General features: G+C 74.5%; 17 protein-coding genes and 1 pseudogene. 11 read left to right on the top strand and 7 right to left on the bottom strand.

The features are described 5' to 3' along the window. The first annotated feature begins 122 nt into the window (after window positions 1–122). The 3 genes from hemE (at window position 123) to hemQ (ending at window position 3,410) form a co-directional block, all read left to right on the top strand. Window positions 123–1,136 (top strand): uroporphyrinogen decarboxylase, encoded by a 1,014-nt coding sequence (gene hemE, locus ACZ3TI_RS09850; RefSeq protein ID WP_465725485.1) that lies wholly within the window; start codon window positions 123–125, stop codon window positions 1,134–1,136. Window positions 1,137–1,263: 127 nt separating this feature from the next. Beyond that, the gene (hemG, locus tag ACZ3TI_RS09845; RefSeq protein WP_465725263.1) at window positions 1,264–2,694 is read left to right on the top strand and encodes a protoporphyrinogen oxidase; all 1,431 of its coding nucleotides are present in this window, start codon (window positions 1,264–1,266) and stop codon (window positions 2,692–2,694) included. After that, on the top strand, window positions 2,691–3,410 hold the full coding sequence (gene hemQ / locus ACZ3TI_RS09840) for a hydrogen peroxide-dependent heme synthase (protein WP_465725262.1): 720 nt from the start codon (window positions 2,691–2,693) through the stop codon (window positions 3,408–3,410). The genes hemG and hemQ overlap by 4 nt, the downstream gene beginning before the upstream one ends. Before the next feature lie 110 nt (window positions 3,411–3,520). On the opposite strand, the gene ACZ3TI_RS09835 is transcribed toward hemQ, so the two are convergent. The 3 genes and pseudogenes from ACZ3TI_RS09835 to ACZ3TI_RS09825 form a co-directional block, all read right to left on the bottom strand. Continuing rightward, window positions 3,521–4,303, bottom strand: a complete 783-nt coding sequence (locus ACZ3TI_RS09835; protein WP_465725260.1) for a TIGR04222 domain-containing membrane protein — start codon at window positions 4,301–4,303, stop codon at window positions 3,521–3,523. 69 nt (window positions 4,304–4,372) lie between these two features. Beyond that, complete coding sequence (locus ACZ3TI_RS09830; RefSeq protein WP_465725259.1) at window positions 4,373–5,446, bottom strand: TIGR04222 domain-containing membrane protein; 1,074 nt, start codon at window positions 5,444–5,446, stop codon at window positions 4,373–4,375. A gap of 81 nt (window positions 5,447–5,527) precedes the next feature. Next, window positions 5,528–6,768, bottom strand: a pseudogene (locus ACZ3TI_RS09825) (MbnB/TglH/ChrH family RiPP precursor modification enzyme). A 359-nt stretch (window positions 6,769–7,127) separates the two neighbouring features. On the opposite strand from ACZ3TI_RS09825, the gene ACZ3TI_RS09820 reads away from it, so the two are divergent. The 7 genes from ACZ3TI_RS09820 to ACZ3TI_RS09790 all read left to right on the top strand — a co-directional run bounded on the left by ACZ3TI_RS09820 (window position 7,128) and on the right by ACZ3TI_RS09790 (window position 13,880). Beyond that, entirely contained in the window at window positions 7,128–8,048 is a 921-nt protein-coding gene (locus tag ACZ3TI_RS09820; RefSeq protein WP_465725257.1) for a GNAT family N-acetyltransferase, read from the top strand. Window positions 8,049–8,319: 271 nt separating this feature from the next. Next, a complete protein-coding gene (locus ACZ3TI_RS09815; protein ID WP_465725255.1) occupies window positions 8,320–9,330 on the top strand; it encodes an MBL fold metallo-hydrolase in 1,011 nt (336 codons plus the stop codon). Window positions 9,331–9,439: 109 nt separating this feature from the next. Further along, entirely contained in the window at window positions 9,440–11,314 is a 1,875-nt protein-coding gene (locus ACZ3TI_RS09810) for an ATP-binding protein (RefSeq protein WP_465725253.1), read from the top strand. Next, window positions 11,311–11,742 (top strand): roadblock/LC7 domain-containing protein, encoded by a 432-nt coding sequence (locus ACZ3TI_RS09805; protein ID WP_465725251.1) that lies wholly within the window; start codon window positions 11,311–11,313, stop codon window positions 11,740–11,742. Before ACZ3TI_RS09810 ends, ACZ3TI_RS09805 begins: the two co-directional genes overlap by 4 nt. Then, a complete protein-coding gene (locus ACZ3TI_RS09800; protein ID WP_465725249.1) occupies window positions 11,739–12,092 on the top strand; it encodes a DUF742 domain-containing protein in 354 nt (117 codons plus the stop codon). The genes ACZ3TI_RS09805 and ACZ3TI_RS09800 overlap by 4 nt, the downstream gene beginning before the upstream one ends. Beyond that, a complete protein-coding gene (locus tag ACZ3TI_RS09795; RefSeq protein ID WP_465725247.1) occupies window positions 12,070–12,690 on the top strand; it encodes a GTP-binding protein in 621 nt (206 codons plus the stop codon). Before ACZ3TI_RS09800 ends, ACZ3TI_RS09795 begins: the two co-directional genes overlap by 23 nt. Beyond that, window positions 12,687–13,880, top strand: a complete 1,194-nt coding sequence (locus ACZ3TI_RS09790) for a cytochrome P450 (protein ID WP_465725245.1) — start codon at window positions 12,687–12,689, stop codon at window positions 13,878–13,880. The genes ACZ3TI_RS09795 and ACZ3TI_RS09790 overlap by 4 nt, the downstream gene beginning before the upstream one ends. A 108-nt stretch (window positions 13,881–13,988) precedes the next feature. Here the strand turns inward: ACZ3TI_RS09790 and msrB are convergent, their stop codons facing one another. The 4 genes from msrB to ACZ3TI_RS09770 all read right to left on the bottom strand — a co-directional run bounded on the left by msrB (window position 13,989) and on the right by ACZ3TI_RS09770 (window position 17,294). Next, the gene (msrB, locus tag ACZ3TI_RS09785) at window positions 13,989–14,393 is read right to left on the bottom strand and encodes a peptide-methionine (R)-S-oxide reductase MsrB (RefSeq protein ID WP_465725243.1); all 405 of its coding nucleotides are present in this window, start codon (window positions 14,391–14,393) and stop codon (window positions 13,989–13,991) included. Window positions 14,394–14,415: 22 nt separating this feature from the next. After that, window positions 14,416–15,804, bottom strand: coding sequence for a UDP-N-acetylmuramate--L-alanine ligase (gene murC / locus ACZ3TI_RS09780; RefSeq protein WP_465725483.1), 1,389 nt, complete (start codon window positions 15,802–15,804; stop codon window positions 14,416–14,418). A 184-nt stretch (window positions 15,805–15,988) separates the two neighbouring features. Continuing rightward, a complete protein-coding gene (locus ACZ3TI_RS09775) occupies window positions 15,989–16,450 on the bottom strand; it encodes an indole-3-glycerol phosphate synthase (RefSeq protein ID WP_465725241.1) in 462 nt (153 codons plus the stop codon). A 73-nt stretch (window positions 16,451–16,523) separates the two neighbouring features. After that, window positions 16,524–17,294, bottom strand: coding sequence for a pyrimidine reductase family protein (locus tag ACZ3TI_RS09770; protein WP_465725239.1), 771 nt, complete (start codon window positions 17,292–17,294; stop codon window positions 16,524–16,526). Window positions 17,295–17,403: 109 nt separating this feature from the next. On the opposite strand from ACZ3TI_RS09770, the gene zapE reads away from it, so the two are divergent. Continuing rightward, window positions 17,404–18,477, top strand: a complete 1,074-nt coding sequence (gene zapE, locus ACZ3TI_RS09765; protein ID WP_465725237.1) for a cell division protein ZapE — start codon at window positions 17,404–17,406, stop codon at window positions 18,475–18,477. The last annotated feature ends 11 nt before the right edge of the window (window positions 18,478–18,488 follow it).

The raw sequence follows: 18,488 nt of genomic DNA, 5'->3' as shown, positions 1-18,488 counted from the left end.
AGGCCCCCGGGACGCGTGCGAAGATTTGACGCGTGAGCGAGACAACGGCAGACACGACGGCGGCCGTCAACGACGGCCGGACCACCCCCGCGCGCCGCGGCGCCGCGCACGACTCCGCGTTCCTGCGCGCCTGCCGGCACGAGCCGGTGCCGCACACGCCCGTGTGGTTCATGCGCCAGGCCGGCCGCTCGCTGCCCGAGTACCTGAAGGTCCGCGAGGGCATCCCCATGCTCGAGTCGTGCATGCGGCCCGAGCTGGTCAAGGAGATCACGCTGCAGCCGGTGCGACGGCACAAGGTGGACGCGGCGATCTTCTTCAGCGACATCGTGGTGCCGCTCAAGGCGGTCGGCATCGACGTCGACATCAAGCCCGGCATCGGGCCGGTCATCGCCGACCCGATCCGCACCTTCGAGGACCTCCAGCGGCTGCGCCCGCTCGAGCCGGACGACGTCCCCTACATCACCGAGGCCGTCGGCCTGCTGGTGGACGAGCTCGGCGGGACCCCGCTGATCGGCTTCGCCGGCGCGCCGTACACGCTGGCCAGCTACCTGGTCGAGGGCGGTCCGTCCAAGAACCACGAGAACACCAAGGCCATGATGTACGGGCAGCCCGAGCTGTGGGCCGCCCTGGTGGACCGGCTCGCGGACATCACCTCGGCCTTCCTCAAGGTGCAGATCGAGGCCGGTGCCTCGGCGATCCAGCTGTTCGACTCCTGGGTCGGCTCGCTCGCGCCGCAGGACTACCGCCGCTCGGTGATGCCGGCCAGCACCAAGGTCTTCGACGCCGTCGCCGGGTACGGCGTGCCGAAGATCCACTTCGGCGTCGGCACCGGCGAACTGCTCGGCCTGATGGGCGAGGCCGGCGCGGACATCGTCGGCGTCGACTGGCGGGTGCCGCTGGACGTCGCCGCCGAGCGGGTCGGCCCCGGCAAGGGCCTGCAGGGCAACCTCGACCCGGCGGTGCTGTTCGCGCCCACCGGGGTCGTGGAGGCCAAGGCCCGCGAGGTGCTGGACGCCGCCCGGGCGCTCGGCACCAGCGGCCACATCTTCAACCTCGGCCACGGCGTGCTGCCGTCCATGGACCCGGACGCGCTCAGCCGCCTCGTCGCCTACGTCCACGAGGCCAGCGCGCGCTGAGGCCTGCCGCGGCGGCGGGCCTCCGGAACCGGGGGCCCGCTACCCGGCGGCGACCTCGATCCCACGATCGACCTGGCGCGTGCAGCGGATTGAGGCGTCGGTGTAAAGACCTGCGAGACTGCGGAGCATGTCGGATGCACAGGTCGTCGTCGTCGGTGGTGGGATCGCGGGGCTGGCTGCGGCCGCCTTCCTGAGCGGAGCGGCCGGGGGGCCGGCGCGGGCGCGGGTGACGGTGCTGGAGGCTTCGGGGCGGGTCGGCGGGAAGCTGTGGGGCGGGGAGGTCGGCGGGGTCCGGGTGGACCTCGGGGCCGAGTCGGTGCTGGCCCGGCGGCCGGAGGCGGTGGAGCTGGCGCGGGCGGTCGGGCTGGGGGAGGAACTGGAGCCGCCGACCACCGCGAAGGCGGCGATCTGGACCCGCGGCGCGCTGCGGCCGCTGCCGGGCGGGCAGGTGATGGGGGTGCCGGGCGATCTGGAGGCGCTGGCGGCCTCGGGAGTGCTCACCGCCGAGGGGCTGGAGCGGGCCCGGCACGAGGAGCCCACCGAGGTGGGCGAGGACGTCGCGATCGGGCGCTACGTCGCCGCCCGGCTGGGCCGGGAAGTGGTGGACCGGCTGGTCGAGCCGCTGCTCGGCGGCGTCTACGCCGGGCGCGCCGACGAGATCTCGCTGCGCGCCGCGGTGCCGCAGCTGCTGGCGATCGCGCGCGGCGGCGGTTCGCTGGTCGAGGGGGTGCACGAGCTGGCCTCCCGGCCGAAGGTGGTCGGCAGCCCGGTGTTCAACGGTCTGCGCGGCGGCATCGGCACCCTGCCGGAGGCGGTCGCCGCGGCCTGCGGCAAGGCGGGGGTGGACCTGCGCACGGACGCCCCGGTGGACGAGCTGCGCCGCACGCCCGATGGCTGGCGGGTGGTGACCGGCGGCGAGGTGCTGCACGCGGACGCCGTGGTGCTGGCCGTCCCGGCCCCGGCCGCGGCCCGTCTGCTGCGCGAGGACGCCCCTGCGGCCGCCGCCGAGCTGGACACCGTCGAGTACGCGGGCATGGCGCTGGTGACGCTGGCGTTCCGGCGGTCCGACCTGGCCGAACTTCCGAGCGGCAGCGGGTTCCTGGTGCCGCCGGTGGACGGTCGGTGGATCAAGGCGTCCACCTTCTCCTCCAACAAGTGGGGCTGGCTGGAGCGTTCCGCGCCGGACGCGTTCCTGCTGCGGACCTCGCTGGGCCGGCACCGCGAGGAGGAAGCGCTGGGCCTGCCGGACGAGGAGCTGGTGGCCCGCTCGCTGGCGGACCTGGAGGAGGCGATCGGGCTGACCGCCCGGCCGTACGACACCTTCGTTTCGCGCTTCGCGGCCGGTCTGCCGCAGTACCCGGTGGGCCACCCGGAGAAGGTGGCCCGGGTCCGGGCGGCGGCCGAGCGGGTGGGCGCGCTGGCGCTGTGCGGCGCCGCGTACGACGGGGTGGGGATTCCGGCGTGCATCGGTTCGGCGGCCGTCGCGGCGGCCGCCGTCGACAGACTGTTGACCCCGGCGACCGGGGAAGGTTCCACGGAGAGGACAATGGGCGCATGACTGAGAGCGTTGAGCGGGAGCAGCAGCCCGAGAAGAAGAAGGCGCGCGACCTGAACCAGGTCATCCGCTACACCATGTGGTCGGTGTTCAAGCTCAAGGGCGCCCTGCCCGAGGACCGCACCGCGCTGGCCGCCGAGGTGGACGAGCTGTTCGAGCAGCTGGCCGCGAAGGACGTGACGGTGCGCGGCACGTACGACGTCTCCGGTCTGCGCGCGGACGCCGACATCCTGGTCTGGTGGCACGCCGGCGACTCGGACGACCTGCAGGAGGCGTACAACCGCTTCCGCCGCACCGCGCTGGGCCGCGAGCTGGAGCCGGTCTGGTCGAACATGGCGCTGCACCGCCCGGCCGAGTTCAACAAGTCGCACATCCCGGCGTTCCTCGCCGACGAGCGCGCGCGCGACTACGTCTGCGTGTACCCGTTTGTGCGCTCCTACGAGTGGTACCTGCTGCCGGACGAGGAGCGGCGCGCGATGCTCGCCGAGCACGGCATGATGGCGCGCGGCTACCCGGACGTGCGGGCCAACACGGTGGCCTCGTTCGCGCTCGGCGACTACGAGTGGCTGCTCGCCTTCGAGGCGGACGAGCTGCACCGGATCGTCGACCTGATGCGCGACCTGCGCCCCTCCCGGGCCCGGCTGCACGTCCGCGAGGAGGTGCCGTTCTTCACCGGGCGCCGCAAGCCGGTCCGCGAGCTGCTCAACGGCCTGGTCTGAGCGACTCGACGGTCCGGTCCGAGCGACCGCGGTTCCCGCAGGAGGCCGGTTCCCCCGTACGCCGGGGGAGCCGGCCTCCGCGCGTTCGCAACGGGTGCGGCCGGTTCCGGTCAGGTGCGGTGCGGGCGCAGGGCGGCGCGCAGGCGGGCGTCGGGGAGGACGGCCGGGCCGTTCATGGCGACGGCGGTGAGCAGTTCGCGCTCCTCGTCGTCGACGAGGCCGCGCTGGCGGGCCGGGCGGACCTCGCGCAGCACCTCCTGGCCGATCGGGGAGGCCCAGCGGGTGTAGGGGTAGACGTCGACCCGGGCCATCAGCAGGGTGCCGGAGGTGAGCACCAGCGGCAGCGAGAACCAGGCCAGCGGGGCGAGGGTGTCACCACCGGTGAAGCCGCTGAGGGCGAGCGAGGCGGCCAGCAGGAGCAGGGACAGCAGCAGCGCGTGCCGTACGTGCCGGACCACCACCACGGTGTTGCGCTGCACCAGGGCCGGGGTGGCCAGGCCGGCCAGCGCGAGCCGGGCGCCGATCTCCAGCACGGTCGGGTGCTCGGCCATCGCCCGGCGCAGCTCGTCGGTACGGCACTGCCCCTCCGGGCCGACGGTGGCGATGACCGCCCGCTCCAGACGGCTGCGGCCCTTGGGGTCGACCACGGTGGTCCAGCCGGTGTGCGCGAGGTGCAGCCGGCCCCGGCCGGCCATCAGGACGAGGGCCAGTTCGACCACCCGGTCCGGGCCGCCGGCCAGGTAGGCGGTCTCGTAGAGCCCGATGCCGACGGCCTCCGGCGGGCGCGGTCCGCCCTGGTCGGCCAGGGCGTCGGCGGTGGCGGTCATCCGGACCAGCCGGAGGCAGGAGAGCACCGCCGCGACACAGGCCGGTATCAGGAAGAGCAACCACATGGCCTTGTTGTATGCCTGGCCCGTCGGCGCGGGGAACGTGTTCCCGGTCCGCGATACCGAACTGTGACGTCAGGAGCCGCCACAGCCGCCGCCACCGCAGCTGGAGCCGCAGCTGGAGGAGGACGACGAGCCACAGCTGGACGAGGAGGACCCGCAGCTGCTGGAGCCGGAGCCGCAGCTGCTGGAGGAGGATCCGCAGCTGGACGAGCCGCAGCCGCTGCTGCCGGAGGACCCGGAGTCGGAGGAGCCGCACCAAGCGGCGGTGCTGCCGCAGGAGCTCGACGAGCCGGAGGAGGACGAGGAGTTCGAGGACGACGAGAGGAACGAGGACGAGCTCGCGGCGGCCTGCCGCATCGCCTCCTCCTCGGCCTCCGCCGCCAGCATCGTGGCCTCCAGCTCCGGGTTGTCCAGCCCGGCGGCGGCGAGCCCGCCGAGGGCGAGCGCGCCCAGCAGCGCGCCGCCCGCCAGCGCGGGCGAGAACCCCGAGTGGGGCGTCCACGGCGAGCCGCCCATCAGGGACAGCTGGCGCGTTCCGGCCGGGGTGATCCGGCCCCTGACCGGCTTCGTGACGAGCAGGGTGACGGCGCCCGCCATCAGCAGGACGGCGGGGATCCACAGGTTGGGACGGTCGGGGCCGTGGGCGCTGTCGATCAGCTCGGCGGCGATGGTGAAGGCCACGACGACGAGCATGGCGAGCCAGAGCAGCCGGCGCGCGGTGCGGGCCCGTCGCATCCGCTCGGGGCGGCGCATCAGACCGCGGTCGGCGAGCCGGTCGCCGATCTCCTGGACGGCGGCGGAGCGCATCACCATCCGGCGCAGCGGGGCGATCTCGCGGCTGCCGGTGGGACCGACGGCGTCCTGGATCGCCTGGTCGACGGCGTCGTACGGCGTGCCGCCGGTGAGCGTGACCAGGCCGGAGCGGCTGATCACGACCTGCTCGCCCAGGTGCATCCGGACGAGCGCGGTGTCGAACACCCGGCCCGGCCCGCCGGACAGGAACGCGGTGTCGAGCAGCGGCAGACCGCGCCCGCTCAGGCCCTGGGGGCGCGGGACGTGGCCGATCCGCTGGCGGGTTTGGGCGGCGTACAGGGCGGCCGCGGCCAGCAGGACGGCCGGAGTGACGAAGTAGCTGTTCTGCCACATGGGCGATTCCCCCCAGAATGACGATGAGTCGGGTCGTTGGGCGTGTCTCGCGGGCCCGGCGAGGATCCGCAGGACGCGCCGCTAGCCGTACAGCGCTCGGCGCAGGCGTGCGAGCGGGCCGGGCGGCCGTACGGGGGCCGGGTGGAGCCACTGCTCCAGGGCCCGGCGGTCGTCGGCGGCGAGTGGGCCGCCGTCGGTGAGCACCCACTTGCCGAAGGCCCGGGCGTCGGCGCGGTAGCCGCCGGTCTGCGGGTGGGTGCGGGCGTAGCCGAGGAACAGCTGCCCGTACCGCTCCCCGAGCAGGCGGGGCAGCTCCGGGGCCACCTTGGCGGTGGTGTCGCGCCGCTTGGCGGCGAGGCCGGTGGACTGGGCGCGGACCTGGGCCGGGTCGAAGCCGGGCGGGACGGGCCCGCCGGCCACCAGGGCGGCCAGCAGCTCCTCCTGGCGGCGGGCCAGGCGCTCCCGGGCGGCGGTGGTGTCCCGGTCGCCGGTGCGGTCGTGGACCGCGGTCGGGTCGCTCATCGCCGGGTGCTCCCCTCCAGCACCCGGCGGATGGCGTCCAGTTCACCGGCCAGCTCGCTGGGCGGCGGGAAGTCGGCGTCCCGCTCCAGCAGGACGCCGGGCGGTGCGACCCGCGCGCAGAGCTCGGCCAGCACCTCCAGCACCGGTTCGGTGACGGGGTGGGCGTGCGTGTCGTGCCAGGTCCCGTCGACCAGGGTGCCGCCCGCGACGTGGACGTAGGCGAGCGCCTCCAGCGGCAGGCGGTCGAGTTCGGCGGCCGGGTCGACGCCGAGGTTGACCCGGTTGGTGTGCAGGTTGGCGACGTCGATCAGCAGCCGGACGCCGGTGCGCCCGACCAGCTCGGCGAGGAACTCTCCCTCGGTGAACTCGTCATCCGGCCACGCGAGTTGGGCGGCGACGTTCTCCACGGCGAGCGGCACCGGAAGCTGGTCCTGGGCGATCCGGATGTTCTCGGCGATCACCCGCAGCGAGTCCCGGGTGCGGGGGACGGGCAGCAGGTGCCCGGCCTCCAGGCCGCCGGCCCGGACGAAGGCCAGGTGCTCAGTGACCAGCGGGGATCCGAGCGCGAGCGCGGTGTCGGCGAGCCTGGCGAGGCGGTCGGGGTCGGGCAGGTCGGCGCCGCCGAGGCCGAGGCCGACGCCGTGCGGGACGACGGTGACGCCGCGTTCGCGCAGCACCGTCAGGGAGTCGGGCAGGTGGCCGGTGCAGACGTTCTCGGCGACCACCTCGACCCAGTCCAGGCCGGGTTGGCGTTCGACCACGGTGTCGATCTCGCTGCGCCAGCCGAGGCCGACGCCCAGGCGGGTGGGGCTGGTGGAGCCGGTGGGGTTGGTGGAGCCGGTGGGGCCGCCGGTGGCCCGTGCGGGCAGGTCCAGGGCAGGGGAAGTCATCGGTTCGCCCCCTTCGGAGGGCTGGGGTGGGAAGGGCCGTCGGGTGGTGCGGGCGTCGTCGCCAGGACCACGCGGCCGTGATGCTGAGGATGTCCCCGGGCGGGGTGGCTGCCAAGCCTCACCCGGTCTTCTCAGAGCATTATTTGAGCTTGCCGTCCTGTCGATGACGGACTCTAGCCTCCCGTCGCGGCCATCACCGCAGGTGGGGTGCCCTGTCAGCGGGAATAACCGGAGGCGGAGCGGGGCCGGTGCGGCTAGCGTGGGAACCCATGACTTCTTTGACCATTCGTGAATTCCGCTCCGACGACGCCGATGCGGTGGCGGCCGCCCACCGGGCCGGGCGCGAGCACCTGGTGATGTCCGCCGAGGCCCTGCTCTGGCTGAACGGCCAGCCGAACCCCGACGGGCACTTCCGCACCTTCGTCGCCGAGTACGAGGGCCGGGTGGTCGGCGCGGTGCGCTGCGCGCTGGTGCTCGGCTCGACGACCACGGGCGTCGGCTACGCCAACGGCAGTGTGCTGCCCGAGTTCCGCCGGCGCGGCGCGGCCACCGCGCTGCTCGCCGCGGCCGAACGGCACCTCGCCGAGCACGGGGTGACGGACCTGCACACCTGGCTGGACGACGAGCCCGCCGCGCTGGCCTTCGGCACCGCCCGGGGCTACGAGCTCGGGCGGGCGGCGCAGTTCGGCGCCCGGGACCTGGCGCTGCCGCTGCCGCAGGCGCCCGTACGGCCCGCCGGCGTCGAGCTGCGCCCGGCCTCCGACTGGGCGGACGACCCGCGCCCGCTGTTCCTGGTCGAGGCGGACGCCATCCGGGACGAGCCCGGCGAGGTGCCGATGGACGCCCTGGAGTACGAGGAGTGGCTGCGGGGCGACTGGGCCCGACCGGACCTGGACCTGGGGCTGAGCCTCGTCGCCGTGGTGGACGGTGAGCCGGTCGCGTTCACCATGGCGCAGACCGACGGGGTGGACCGCTATTGGTCCGCGTTCACCGCCTGCCGCCGGGACTTCCGCGGGCGCGGGCTGACCAAGCTGGCCAAGCTGGAGTCGCTGCGCCGGGCGGCCGGGGCGGGCTTCCGGCACGCGTACACCTCCAACGACGAGACCAACGCGCCGATGCTGGCGATCAACGCGTGGCTCGGGTACGAGCGCTGTGCCGGGGAGCGCAAGGGGATCAAGCGCCTGACGTGACGCTCGGCGCGGTGGTCCCGGTGCTCCGCGCCCTGCCCCGCCTCGCGGTCCGGCGTCCCGTCGGGCCCGCGAGGCGGGGCGGGCGAGGTGCGCGAGGCGGGCGGGGCGGGCGAGGTGCGCGAGGTGTCCGCGAGTCGTCCCGAGCAATGAGACAATTGGTCTCGACCATCCGGGGCGAATCCGGACAGCCCGGGAGAGACCGGGGCATGAACTCCCGGTGTTCGTAAAGGTTTTACCCCGCCCACGACCCATCATGGGCATAATCGCGCACATGACGATCAACCGTGCGAACGTGAGCGCGATTGCCGAGGACCTGTACGTGTGGCTCCCCCCGAAGCGGGGCTGGGGCCTGGCCAACTGCGGCCTGCTGGCCTCCGAGACCACCGCGCTCTGGATCGACACACCCTACGACCCCTCGATGGCCGGGGAGTTCCTCGCCGCGAGCCGTCGGCTTCTGCCGACCGGAGTCGAGATCGACCGAGTGGTCGTCACCCACGCCAACGGAGACCACCTGTGGGGCGCGGGGGTGCTCCCGGACGCCGAGGTGATCGCCACCCGCGAGGCGCTGGACCACATCCACTGGGAGCCCACCCCCCAGCAGCAGCACGCCCTCGTCACCGGCAGCGACCCGGACTCCCTGCTCGGCGGCTACCTCAAGGAGCACTTCGGGCGGTTCGACTGGTCCACCACCGAGCCGGTGCACCCGGACACCGTCTTCACCGGCGAGCTTGAGCTGCGGGTCGGACGCCACCCCGTGCGGATCACCAGCCTGCCCGCCGCCCACACCGGCGGCGACCTGATGGTCCACCTCCCGCACCAGCGCGCGGTGTTCACCGGCGACATCATCTTCTCCTCGACGCCCGAGCAGCCCGGCGACCACCCCTCGCACTGGGCCGGCCCGTTGGAGAACATCATCGGCGCCTGCGAGCAGGCCCTGGCCACCGGAGCGGAGATCTTCGTCCCCGGTCACGGCCCGGTGCTCGACCGCGACGGCGTCCGGGAGCACATCGCCTACCTCGCCTACGTCCGCGAGCGCGCCCACACCCTGCACGCCGCCGGGATACCCGCGCTGGACGCCGCCCGGCGGGTGATCGCCGAGCAGCGCCACCCCGAACTCGGCCTGCCCGAGCGGCTGGTGCTCACCGTCGCGGCCGAGTACCGGCACCTGGACGGCTCGGCGGCGCCGGGCGCGCTGGACGCCATGGGCCAGGTCGCGCTGGTCGCCCGGGAGCTGGCCGAGGACGCCGCCCGGATCCCGGGCCCGCGCACCGCCCAGGGCTGACGCCCGTACGGACCCCGCGCCCCCGCCCGGGAGCGCGGCCCGACCTGATCCGCCCGGCCCGACCCGGCTCGCCCGACCCGCACGCACTCCGAGGACCCCGAGGACTCCGATGACGCAGATCGCGCTGATCGCCCTGGCGCTGGTCGCCGCCGTGGCCGCGGCCGTGCTCGCCCGCGGCCGGGCCGGGGCCGTCGCCCGGGCGGCGGCCGCCGAGACCGCGCTCACCCGGGGCGAGGAGCGCGCCCGCGTCGCCGAAGGCCGCCTCGCCCGTGCCGAGCAGCAGCTGCGCGAGGCGCAGGAGACCGCCCGGCGCGCCGCCGACGAGGCCCGGCGGGCCGAGGGCCACGCCCGCGCCGCCGAGGATGCCGCCCGCGAGGCGCACGACGCGACCCGCGAGGCCCAGGAGGCCGCCCGGGAGGCCGACCGGCAGGGCGCCGTCGCGACCACCCGCGCCGATGAGGCCGATCGCCGCCTCGCCGCCGCCGACGCGCACGCCGCCGCGCTGCTCGCCGAGATCGGCCACCTCGCCCGGGAGCGGGTCGCCGCCACCGCCGTACGGCTCACCCACGCCAACGCCCCGCTGGTCGGCCCGCTGGACCCGCAGGCCGTCGGCCCCGAAGCCGTCCGGGCACTGCAGTCCGTGCTGGACGCCGCCGCCACCGCCCTCGCCGAGGAACGCGAACGGGTGGACGCCGCCGCCCGTGCCGCCATGCGCGGCGCCACCTCCCGGATCCAGACCCTGCTCTACCAGATCCAGAGCCTGGTCCAGCAGCTCCAGCACGACAACGACGACCCCCGGCTGCTGGAGGTCGACTTCCGCAACGAGGTCGCGCTGCGCCGGATCCAGACCGTCGCCGTGCTCTGCGAGGCCTGGCCGGGCCTGGCCCGCACCGACTCACCGCTCGCCGAGGTGGTCGTCGGCGCGCTCTCCCGGGTGCCCGGCTACGCCCGGATCAGGGTTGCCAACCACCTGCGGGAGCACCGGCTCGCGGTGGTCGCCCGGGCCGCCGAGCCGATCGCCGTCACCATCGCCGAACTGCTCGCCAACGCCACCGCCTACTCCCACCCGGAGACCGACGTCCCGGTCACCGTCCAGCAGACCGGCCGCGGCGCGCTGGTGATCATCGACGACAGCGGCATCGGCATGGACGAGGACCAGCTGCGCCGCGCCCGCCGACTGCTCGCCGGGCCGCCGGACCTGCTGCTCACCGAACTCGGCAACCCGCCCAAGACCGGCTTCGCGGTGATCGGCAAGCTGGCCCGCCAGTACGGCTTCGCCTGCCACATCGAGCCCTCGCCGTACGGCGGCATGCGGACCATCCTGCGGATCCCGGCCGGACTGGTGACCGTCGTCGACGACGAACAGCCGCTGTCGGTGCTCACCCCGCTGCCGCTGCGGGCCGGCTCCGGACCCGCCCCCGCGCCCACCGTCGCCGCCGTCCCGCCGATGCGCGACGCCGACGAGCAGGGCGGGCCGCAGCTCGCCGACCGCCACCACCAGCCGGGCCCGCACCCGGCACCGGCCATCCACGTGGTGCCCGACCCGGGCGCGGACGGCGCGACGGCGGGCGCCCCGACGGTGGACCCCCTGGCCTCCGCGGAGGCGGCGGGGGCCGCCGGCTCCCCGGTGGAGGACGGCACCGGACTGCCCACCCGGCGCCGCCGCCGTCCGCTGGCCGCCGAGGACCCGGGCGCGCCCGCGACCGCCGCCGCTTCCGACCGGGCCTCCGACCCGGCCTCCGACCGGACGCCCGAGCGGGCCGCCGCCCGCTGGCAGGCGCTGCAGCAGGGCACCGGCTCCGGCCGGGCCGCCGTGGCGCAGGCCGCCCGCGAGAGCGCCGTACGCGAGGACCCCGTACGCGAGGACCCGGCTCGCGAGGACCCCGCCCGCGAGGGCAGCAAGAGCACCGCCGGCGACACCACCGCCGACCGCAGCACCGGCCCGACGACCCTTCCGACGTCCTTAGAAGGAGCAGAGCAGTGAGCAGCTCGCCCAGCCCGACCGCCACCGACGAGATCTCGTGGGTGCTGACCCCGCTGCTGGAGCTGCCGGGGGTGCTGCACGCGGTCATCGCCACCGGGGACGGCCTGGTCGAGGGCGCCTCGGACGGCCTGGGGCGGGCCTCCGCCGAGCGGGTCGCCGCGATGACCGCCACCGTGCACGCCGCCGCCCGCGCCTTCACCACCGCGTTCACCGACACCGAGCGGCCGCGGCTCGCCCAGACCGTGGTGGAGTCGGACCTCGGCTACGCCATCGTCGTCCCCGCCGGGGAGAACACCTCGCTCGCCGTGTTCACCGCCCCGGACGCCCAACTCGGCAACGTGTCCTACCAGATGCAGGTACAGGTCGCCGCCCTGGGCCGCGCGCTCGCGAGCCCGTCCCGGCGGCAGGACGACACCGTCCGGTCATGACCGCCGCACCCCGCAGGCGGATGGTGCCCGCCTACCTGGCCACCGGCGGCCGCAGCCGCCCCGGCAGCGAGGGCTTCGAGCGGCTGACCGTCCTGTTCGCCGACCGTGCCGAACCGCCGACCGGGCTCGAACCCGAACACCGCCGGCTCTGGGACCTGCTGTGCCCCGGCGCGCTGACCGTGGTGGAGGCCGCCGCGCACCTGCGCCTGCCGGTCAGCGCCACCGTCTTCCTCGCGGCCGACCTGGTCGAGGCGGGCTGCCTGCGCGCCCGCGCGCCGATCCCGCGCGCCCAGCAGACCGACCGCTCCATCGTCGAGAGGCTCCTCGTTGGACTCCGTGCGCTCCGGTGACCGGGTGGGCTACCTGCCCGACCGGGACCAGACGCTGATGAAACTGGTGGTCGCCGGCCCGTTCGGGGTCGGCAAGACCACGCTCATCCGCACCCTCTCCGAGATCGCCACCCTGCACACCGAGGAGGCGATGACCGAGACCGGACGGCCGGTGGACGACCTGGCGGGCCTGCCCGAGAAGACCACCACCACCGTCGCCGTGGACTTCGGCCGGCTCACCCTGCCCGGCAACGTCGTGCTCTACATGTTCGGCACCCCCGGCCAGCGCCGGTTCTTCCCGCTCTGGCAGGACATCGCCCGCGGCGCCCTCGGCGCCCTGGTGCTCGCCGACACCCGGCGACTGGCCGACTCCTTCGAGATCATGGACATGGTCGAGGAGCAGGGCCTGCCGTACGCCGTCGCCGTCAACTGCTTCCCGGACGCGCCGGTCCACCCGGTCGAGGTGCTCCGCGCCCACCTGGACCTGCACCCTGCCACCCCCCTGCTGCTCTGCGACGCCCGTGAGCGGGAGGCCAGCCTGGACGCGCTGATCGCGCTGGCCGAGCACGTCCTCGACGCCCTGCCCGCCGCCTCCACCGCCATCCAGGAGCGCCCATGACCGTCGAGACCCGCCCGACCCCGATCCACGGCCCGGTCTTCGCCGCCGACCCCCAGCTGGTCTACGAGCGGCTGCGCCGGCACGGTCCGGTCGCCCCGGTGGAGATCGCGCCGGGCGTCGAGGCCCTGCTGGTCACCGACTACCAGGCCGCGCTGGACCTGTTGCGCGACACCGACACCTTCTCCAAGGACTCCCGCGCCTGGCAGCGGACCGTCCCGCCGGACTCCCCGCTGCTGCCGATGCTCGGCTACCGCCCGACCGCCCTGTTCAGCGACGGCGAGACGCACGCGCGCTACCGCGCCGTGATCATCGACGCCCTCGCCCTGTTCGAGCCGCACCGGCTGCAGCGCCAGGTCGCCGAGACCGCCCACCGGCTGATCGACCGCTTCGCCGCCGTCGGCCGCGCCGACCTGATCGCCGAGTACGCCCGCCGACTGCCCGCCTCCGTGCTCACCACCTGGTTCGGGGTGCCCGAGGAGCAGCACGAGGATGTGGTCGCCGCGATCACCGGGCTGATCGAGTCCGGCGCGCAGGCGGGCGCCGCGTACGGGAAGCTCCTCGCGGTGGTCACCGCCATGGTCGCCGAGCGCCGCAAGCGCCCCCGGCACGACCTCGCCTCCTGGTTCGTCACCCACCCGGTCGGGCTGGACGACGACGAGGCGATCCGGCAGATCAGCCTGACCATGATCGCCGGGCACGAGCCGACCACCAACCTGATCGGCAACGCCCTGCTGCGCCTGCTCACCGACGCCCGCTACGCCGGCTCGCTGTTCGGCGGCGCGATGACCGCCCACCAGGCGATCGACGAGGTGCTGTGGCACGAGCCGCCGCTGGCCAACCTCTCCGCCCACTACCCGCGCTACGACATCACCTTCCACGGCCGCGAGATCAAGGCCGGCACCCTCCTGCTGGTCTCCTACGCGGCCGCCAACTCGCAGGCCGCGCCGCCCACCGGCGACGGCGAGCTGCGCAGTGGCGAGAGCGCCCACCTGGCCTGGGCGGCCGGCCCGCACGCCTGCCCGGCCCGCGACCCGGCCCTGCTGATCGCGATCACCGCGATCGAGCAGCTCGGCAGCCGCCTCAGCGACCTCGAACTGTCCACCCCCGCCGAGGAGTTGCTCTGGCGGCCGGGCCCGTTCCACCGCGCCCTGGTGCACCTCCCGGTCCGCTTCGACCCGGTTGCCGGGTAGCCGAGGCGGGTGACCGAGCCGGACAGCCGAGCCGGACAGCCGAGCGGACAGCGCGAAGGCCCGGACTCCGTCCGCGGAGTCCGGGCCTCGGTGCGGGTGCGACCGGTACTACTCGGCCGGCCTGAGCGTCAGCGAGATGCTGTTGATGCAGTAGCGCTGGTCGGTCGGCGTGCCGTAGCCCTCGCCCTCGAAGACGTGCCCCAGGTGCCCGCCGCACCGCGCGCACCGCACCTCGACCCGGCGCATGCCGAGCGAGGTGTCCTCGATGTACTGGACCCGGTCCTCCGCCAGCGGCGCGTAGTACGACGGCCAGCCGCAGTGGCTGTCGAACTTGGTCTCGGAGCTGAACAGTTCGGCCCCGCAGGCCCGGCAGCCGTACACCCCGACGGTCTTGGTGTCGGTGTACTCACCGGTGAACGGGCGCTCGGTGCCCGCCTCGCGGAGCACGTGGTACTCCTGCGGGGTGAGCTGCTCGCGCCACTCGGCCTCGGACTTCTCGATCTCGTAGCTCATCACGGCTCCCGGTCGGGGTACGTCAGACGTTGGAGGCAACGTTCGCGAGGTGCTCAAGAATTTCGGGTCCGAGGTTGGTGACGTCCCCGGCACCCATGGTGAGCAGCAGGTCGCCCGGGCGGGCGAGGCCGGCCAGCAGGGCGGGGGCGGCGGCGAAGGAGTGCTCGGCGGTGACCTCGGCGCCGGCCCGGCGGGCGGCGTCGATGATCAGCTCGCTGGTCACGCCCGGGATCGGGTCCTCGCGGGCGGGGTAGATGTCCAGCACCACCGAGGCGTCGGCCAGCGCCAGGGCCTGGCCCATCTCCTCGGCGAGCTGCTGGGTGCGGCTGAACAGGTGCGGCTGGAAGACCACCAGCACCCGGCCCGCGCCGTCCAGGCCCTCGCGGATCGCCTCCAGGTCGGCGGTCATCTCGGTCGGGTGGTGGGCGTAGGAGTCGATCACCTGGACGCCGGCGGCCTCGCCCTTGAGCTGCAGGCGGCGGCGCACGCCGGTGTAGGCGCCGAGCGCCTTGGCCAGGTCGGCGGCCGGGACGCCCAGCGCGACGCCGGCGGCCAGCGCGGCGACGGCGTTGTGGGCGTAGTGGCGGCCGGGCACCGAGACGGTGAAGGTCAGCTCGGAGCCGTCCAGGACGACGGTGACCTCGCTGGTCATGCCGCGGGCGACGACCGAGAGCACCCGCACGTCGGCGTCCTCGGCGGAGCCGACCGTCACCACGTTCAGGCCCTCGCGGCCGGCCACCCGGGAGGTCAGCTCGCGGGCGCCGTCGTGGTCGGCGGAGACCACCAGGGTGCCGCCGGGGACGATCCGGCCGACGAAGGTCTCGAAGGACTCGTAGATCTCGTCGATCGAGGCGTAGTTGGCGTGGTGGTCCAGCTCCACGTTGAGCACGATCGCCACCTCGGGCGCGTACTTGTGGAAGCTGCGGTCGCTCTCGTCGGCCTCGGCGACGAAGATCTCGCCGGTGCCGTGGTGGGCGTTGGAGCCGGGGGTGTCGAGGTCGCCGCCGATCGCGTAGGACGGGTCCAGGCCCAGCTCGCCGAGGGCGACGGCGAGCATGCTGGTGGTGGTGGTCTTGCCGTGGGTGCCGGCCACCGCGAGCGCGCGGCGGCCGCCCATCAGCGCGGCCAGCGCGTCGGAGCGGTGCACCACCGGGATGCCGCGCTCGCGGGCGGCGGCCAGCTCCGGGTTGTCGCTGCGGATCGCGCTGGAGACGACCACGCTGCTGGTGCCGTCCGGCACGTGCTCGGCGGCGTGGCCGACGTGCACGGTGGCGCCGAGGGCGCGCAGCGCGAGGACGGTCTCGGACTCCTTGGAGTCGCTGCCGGAGACGCTGGCACCGCGCACTGCGAGGATCTTCGCCAGGCCGGACATCCCGGCGCCGCCGATGCCGATGAAGTGCGGGGCGTGCAGGTCGTGCGCGGCGTCGTTCAAGGCGTGGCTCCGTACGGGCGGGGGCAGACAGGTCGGGCGGACGGTTCGGTGCGCGTCGACGTCACCTGGGTCACCGACGTCGGCAACGTCGCAGACGCCGGAACCGTCCTCGCGGGCGGACCGCAAGGACGATTCTGCACCACCGGCGCGCGGAGCCGGGGCCCTAGGAGTCGCTGGCGAACAGCCGCAGCACCGGGACCCCCACCTTGTGCCGGGCCTGGGAGGCCCAGTCGCGGTGGAAGAACTCCTCCACGAAGTGCGGTGAGGTGAGCACCACCACCTCGTCGGCCTGGTGCTCGTCGACCACCGCGCGCAGCCGCTCCAGCGGCTTCTCCTCGACCAGCTCGCCCACCGCTTCGGCCCCGGCCGAGCGCAGGTGGCGCAGGCTGTGCTCCAGCGACTCGGTGGCCAGGGTCGGGGCGTTCTCGGACTCGTCGTGCTCGTGCACCACCTTGTCGAGGTGGCCGAGGGCGACGTCGTCGAGCGCCCGCAGCAGTTCGTCCTGCTTGCCGCGCGGCTGCATCAGGACGACGAAGGAGACCTTCTCGTCGCTGTGGAGCGTGGTGACGAGCTCCACGTCCGCGTCGGAGAGAGCCTTTTCGATCATCAGTACCGTCTTGAACACGTGAGTCCCTTCCAGTGGCCGGCCCCCGGGCCCCGGCATCGCATAACGGGATCACGAGCGGGGGGTCACGGGGTCATTCCGAACCCAGGTGACGCAGGTAACGGGTGAAAAGGAATCCTTTCTGCTCGATCAATGAGACCAGCCGCATCCGCTGCACGTCAGGCATTTCCGCACGGTGGAGGATGCGCGGCGCGTCGCCGCCGGTGAGCAGCGGAGCGAGCGACAGGCACAGCTCGTCCAGCAGGTCCGCCGCCGCGAGCTGCCCCAGCAGGCGGGGGCCGCCTTCGGTCAGCAGCCGGGTCCAGCCGCGCTCGGCCAGCGCCGCCACGCCCGCCCGCAGGTCCACCGAGCCGGTGCCGGCGAGCACCAGGTCGGCGACCTCGGCGACCGCCCGGCGGCGTTCCTCGGGGGCGTCCTCGGTGGTGATCACCACCGTTCTGACCAGGGGTTCCGTGAACAGCGGTGCGGTCAGGTCCAGCTGCAGCGAGCGGGTCACGATCGCGATCGCCGGGGCCGGCGCCTGCCCCGCCGCGGCCCGGGCCGCCGCGAACTCCTTGCGGGCCCGGGCCGGCCGGTAGCCCTCGGCGCGGACCGTCTCCGCGCCCACCAGCACCACGTCGGACAGCGCCCGCAGCACCCCGAAGATCCGCTTGTCGGCGTCGCCGGAGAGCCCCTCGGACAGGCCGTCGAGCCTCGCCCCGCCGTCCAGCCCGGCCACCATGTTGGCGCGCAGCCAGGGGAGGCCCCGATTCACCTGTTCGGGGTACGCGTACACGGCGGCGAGCGACTCCAGCGCGGCCGGATCGGCGACCGGCTCACCCAACGGGCTGATCAACTGTTGCATGCCCTCAGTGTTCCACCGTGGGCCGTCCGCGGGCCCCTCCGGAGGCGGCCGGGAGGTCGGTCCGGAGGCGGTTCGGAGGCGGCGGGGAGCAGGCGTACCCTCTACTACCGTGCCCGCAGCCTCCCGCCCCGACACCGCGACCGAGTCCATAGCCGCCGACGGCTTCCCGATCGCGCTCACCGACCGCCGCCCCGTCGTCCCCGCCGAGCGGCTGGTCGCCGAGATGGTCCCGCCGCCCCGGTTCGCCGGCGTGAGCTTCGGGTCGTACATCCCGGACCAGAGCCAGCCGAGCCAGTACGAGGCCGTCCAGGTCCTGGAGCAGTTCGCCGGCACCCTCGCGGGAGGAAACGGTTCCGCGCCCAAGCGCGGCTGGTTCCGCCGCTCCGCCCCCGCGCCCGCCGGCCCCGCCGGGGTCTACCTCGACGGCGGCTACGGCGTCGGCAAGACCCACCTGCTCGCCTCGCTCTGGCACTCCGCCCCCGGCCCCAAGGCCTTCGGCACCTTCGTCGAGCTGACCAACCTGGTCGGCGCGCTCGGCTTCCAGCAGGCCGTCCAGACCCTCTCCGGGCACAAGCTGCTCTGCATCGACGAGTTCGAGCTGGACGACCCGGGCGACACCGTGCTGGTCTCCACCCTGCTCGGCCGCCTGGTCGACGCCGGCGTCAAGCTGTGCGCCACCTCCAACACCCTGCCGGAGAAGCTCGGCGAGGGCCGCTTCGCCGCCGCCGACTTCCTGCGCGAGATCCAGGGCCTGTCCGCGCACTTCCGCCCGCTGCGGATCGACGGCCAGGACTACCGCCACCGCGGCCTGCCCGACGCCCCGCCGCCGTACACCGACGAGGCCGTCGAAGCCGCCGCCGCCCGCACCCCCGGCGCCTCCCTGGACGACTTCGACGCCCTGCTCGCCCACCTCTCCGCCGTCCACCCCAGCCGCTACGGCGCCCTGCTGGACGACGTCACCGCCGTCTGCCTGCGCGGCGTGCGCCAGGTGGACGACCAGTCCACCGCCCTGCGCCTGGTCGTCCTGGCCGACCGCATGTACGACCGCGAGCTCCCCGTCACCGCCTCCGGCATCCCCTTCGACCAGGTCTTCCCCGAGGACATGCTCCGCGGCGGCTACCGCAAGAAGTACCTGCGCGCCGTCTCCCGCCTCGTCGCCCTCGCCCGCGACAGCGCCAAGTAGGCCCCGGCTGT

The organism is Kitasatospora sp. NPDC023120 (assembly GCF_055560835.1).
The sequence above is the reverse complement of the archived record's forward strand: the minus strand, read 5'-3'. Positions and strand labels throughout refer to the sequence as shown.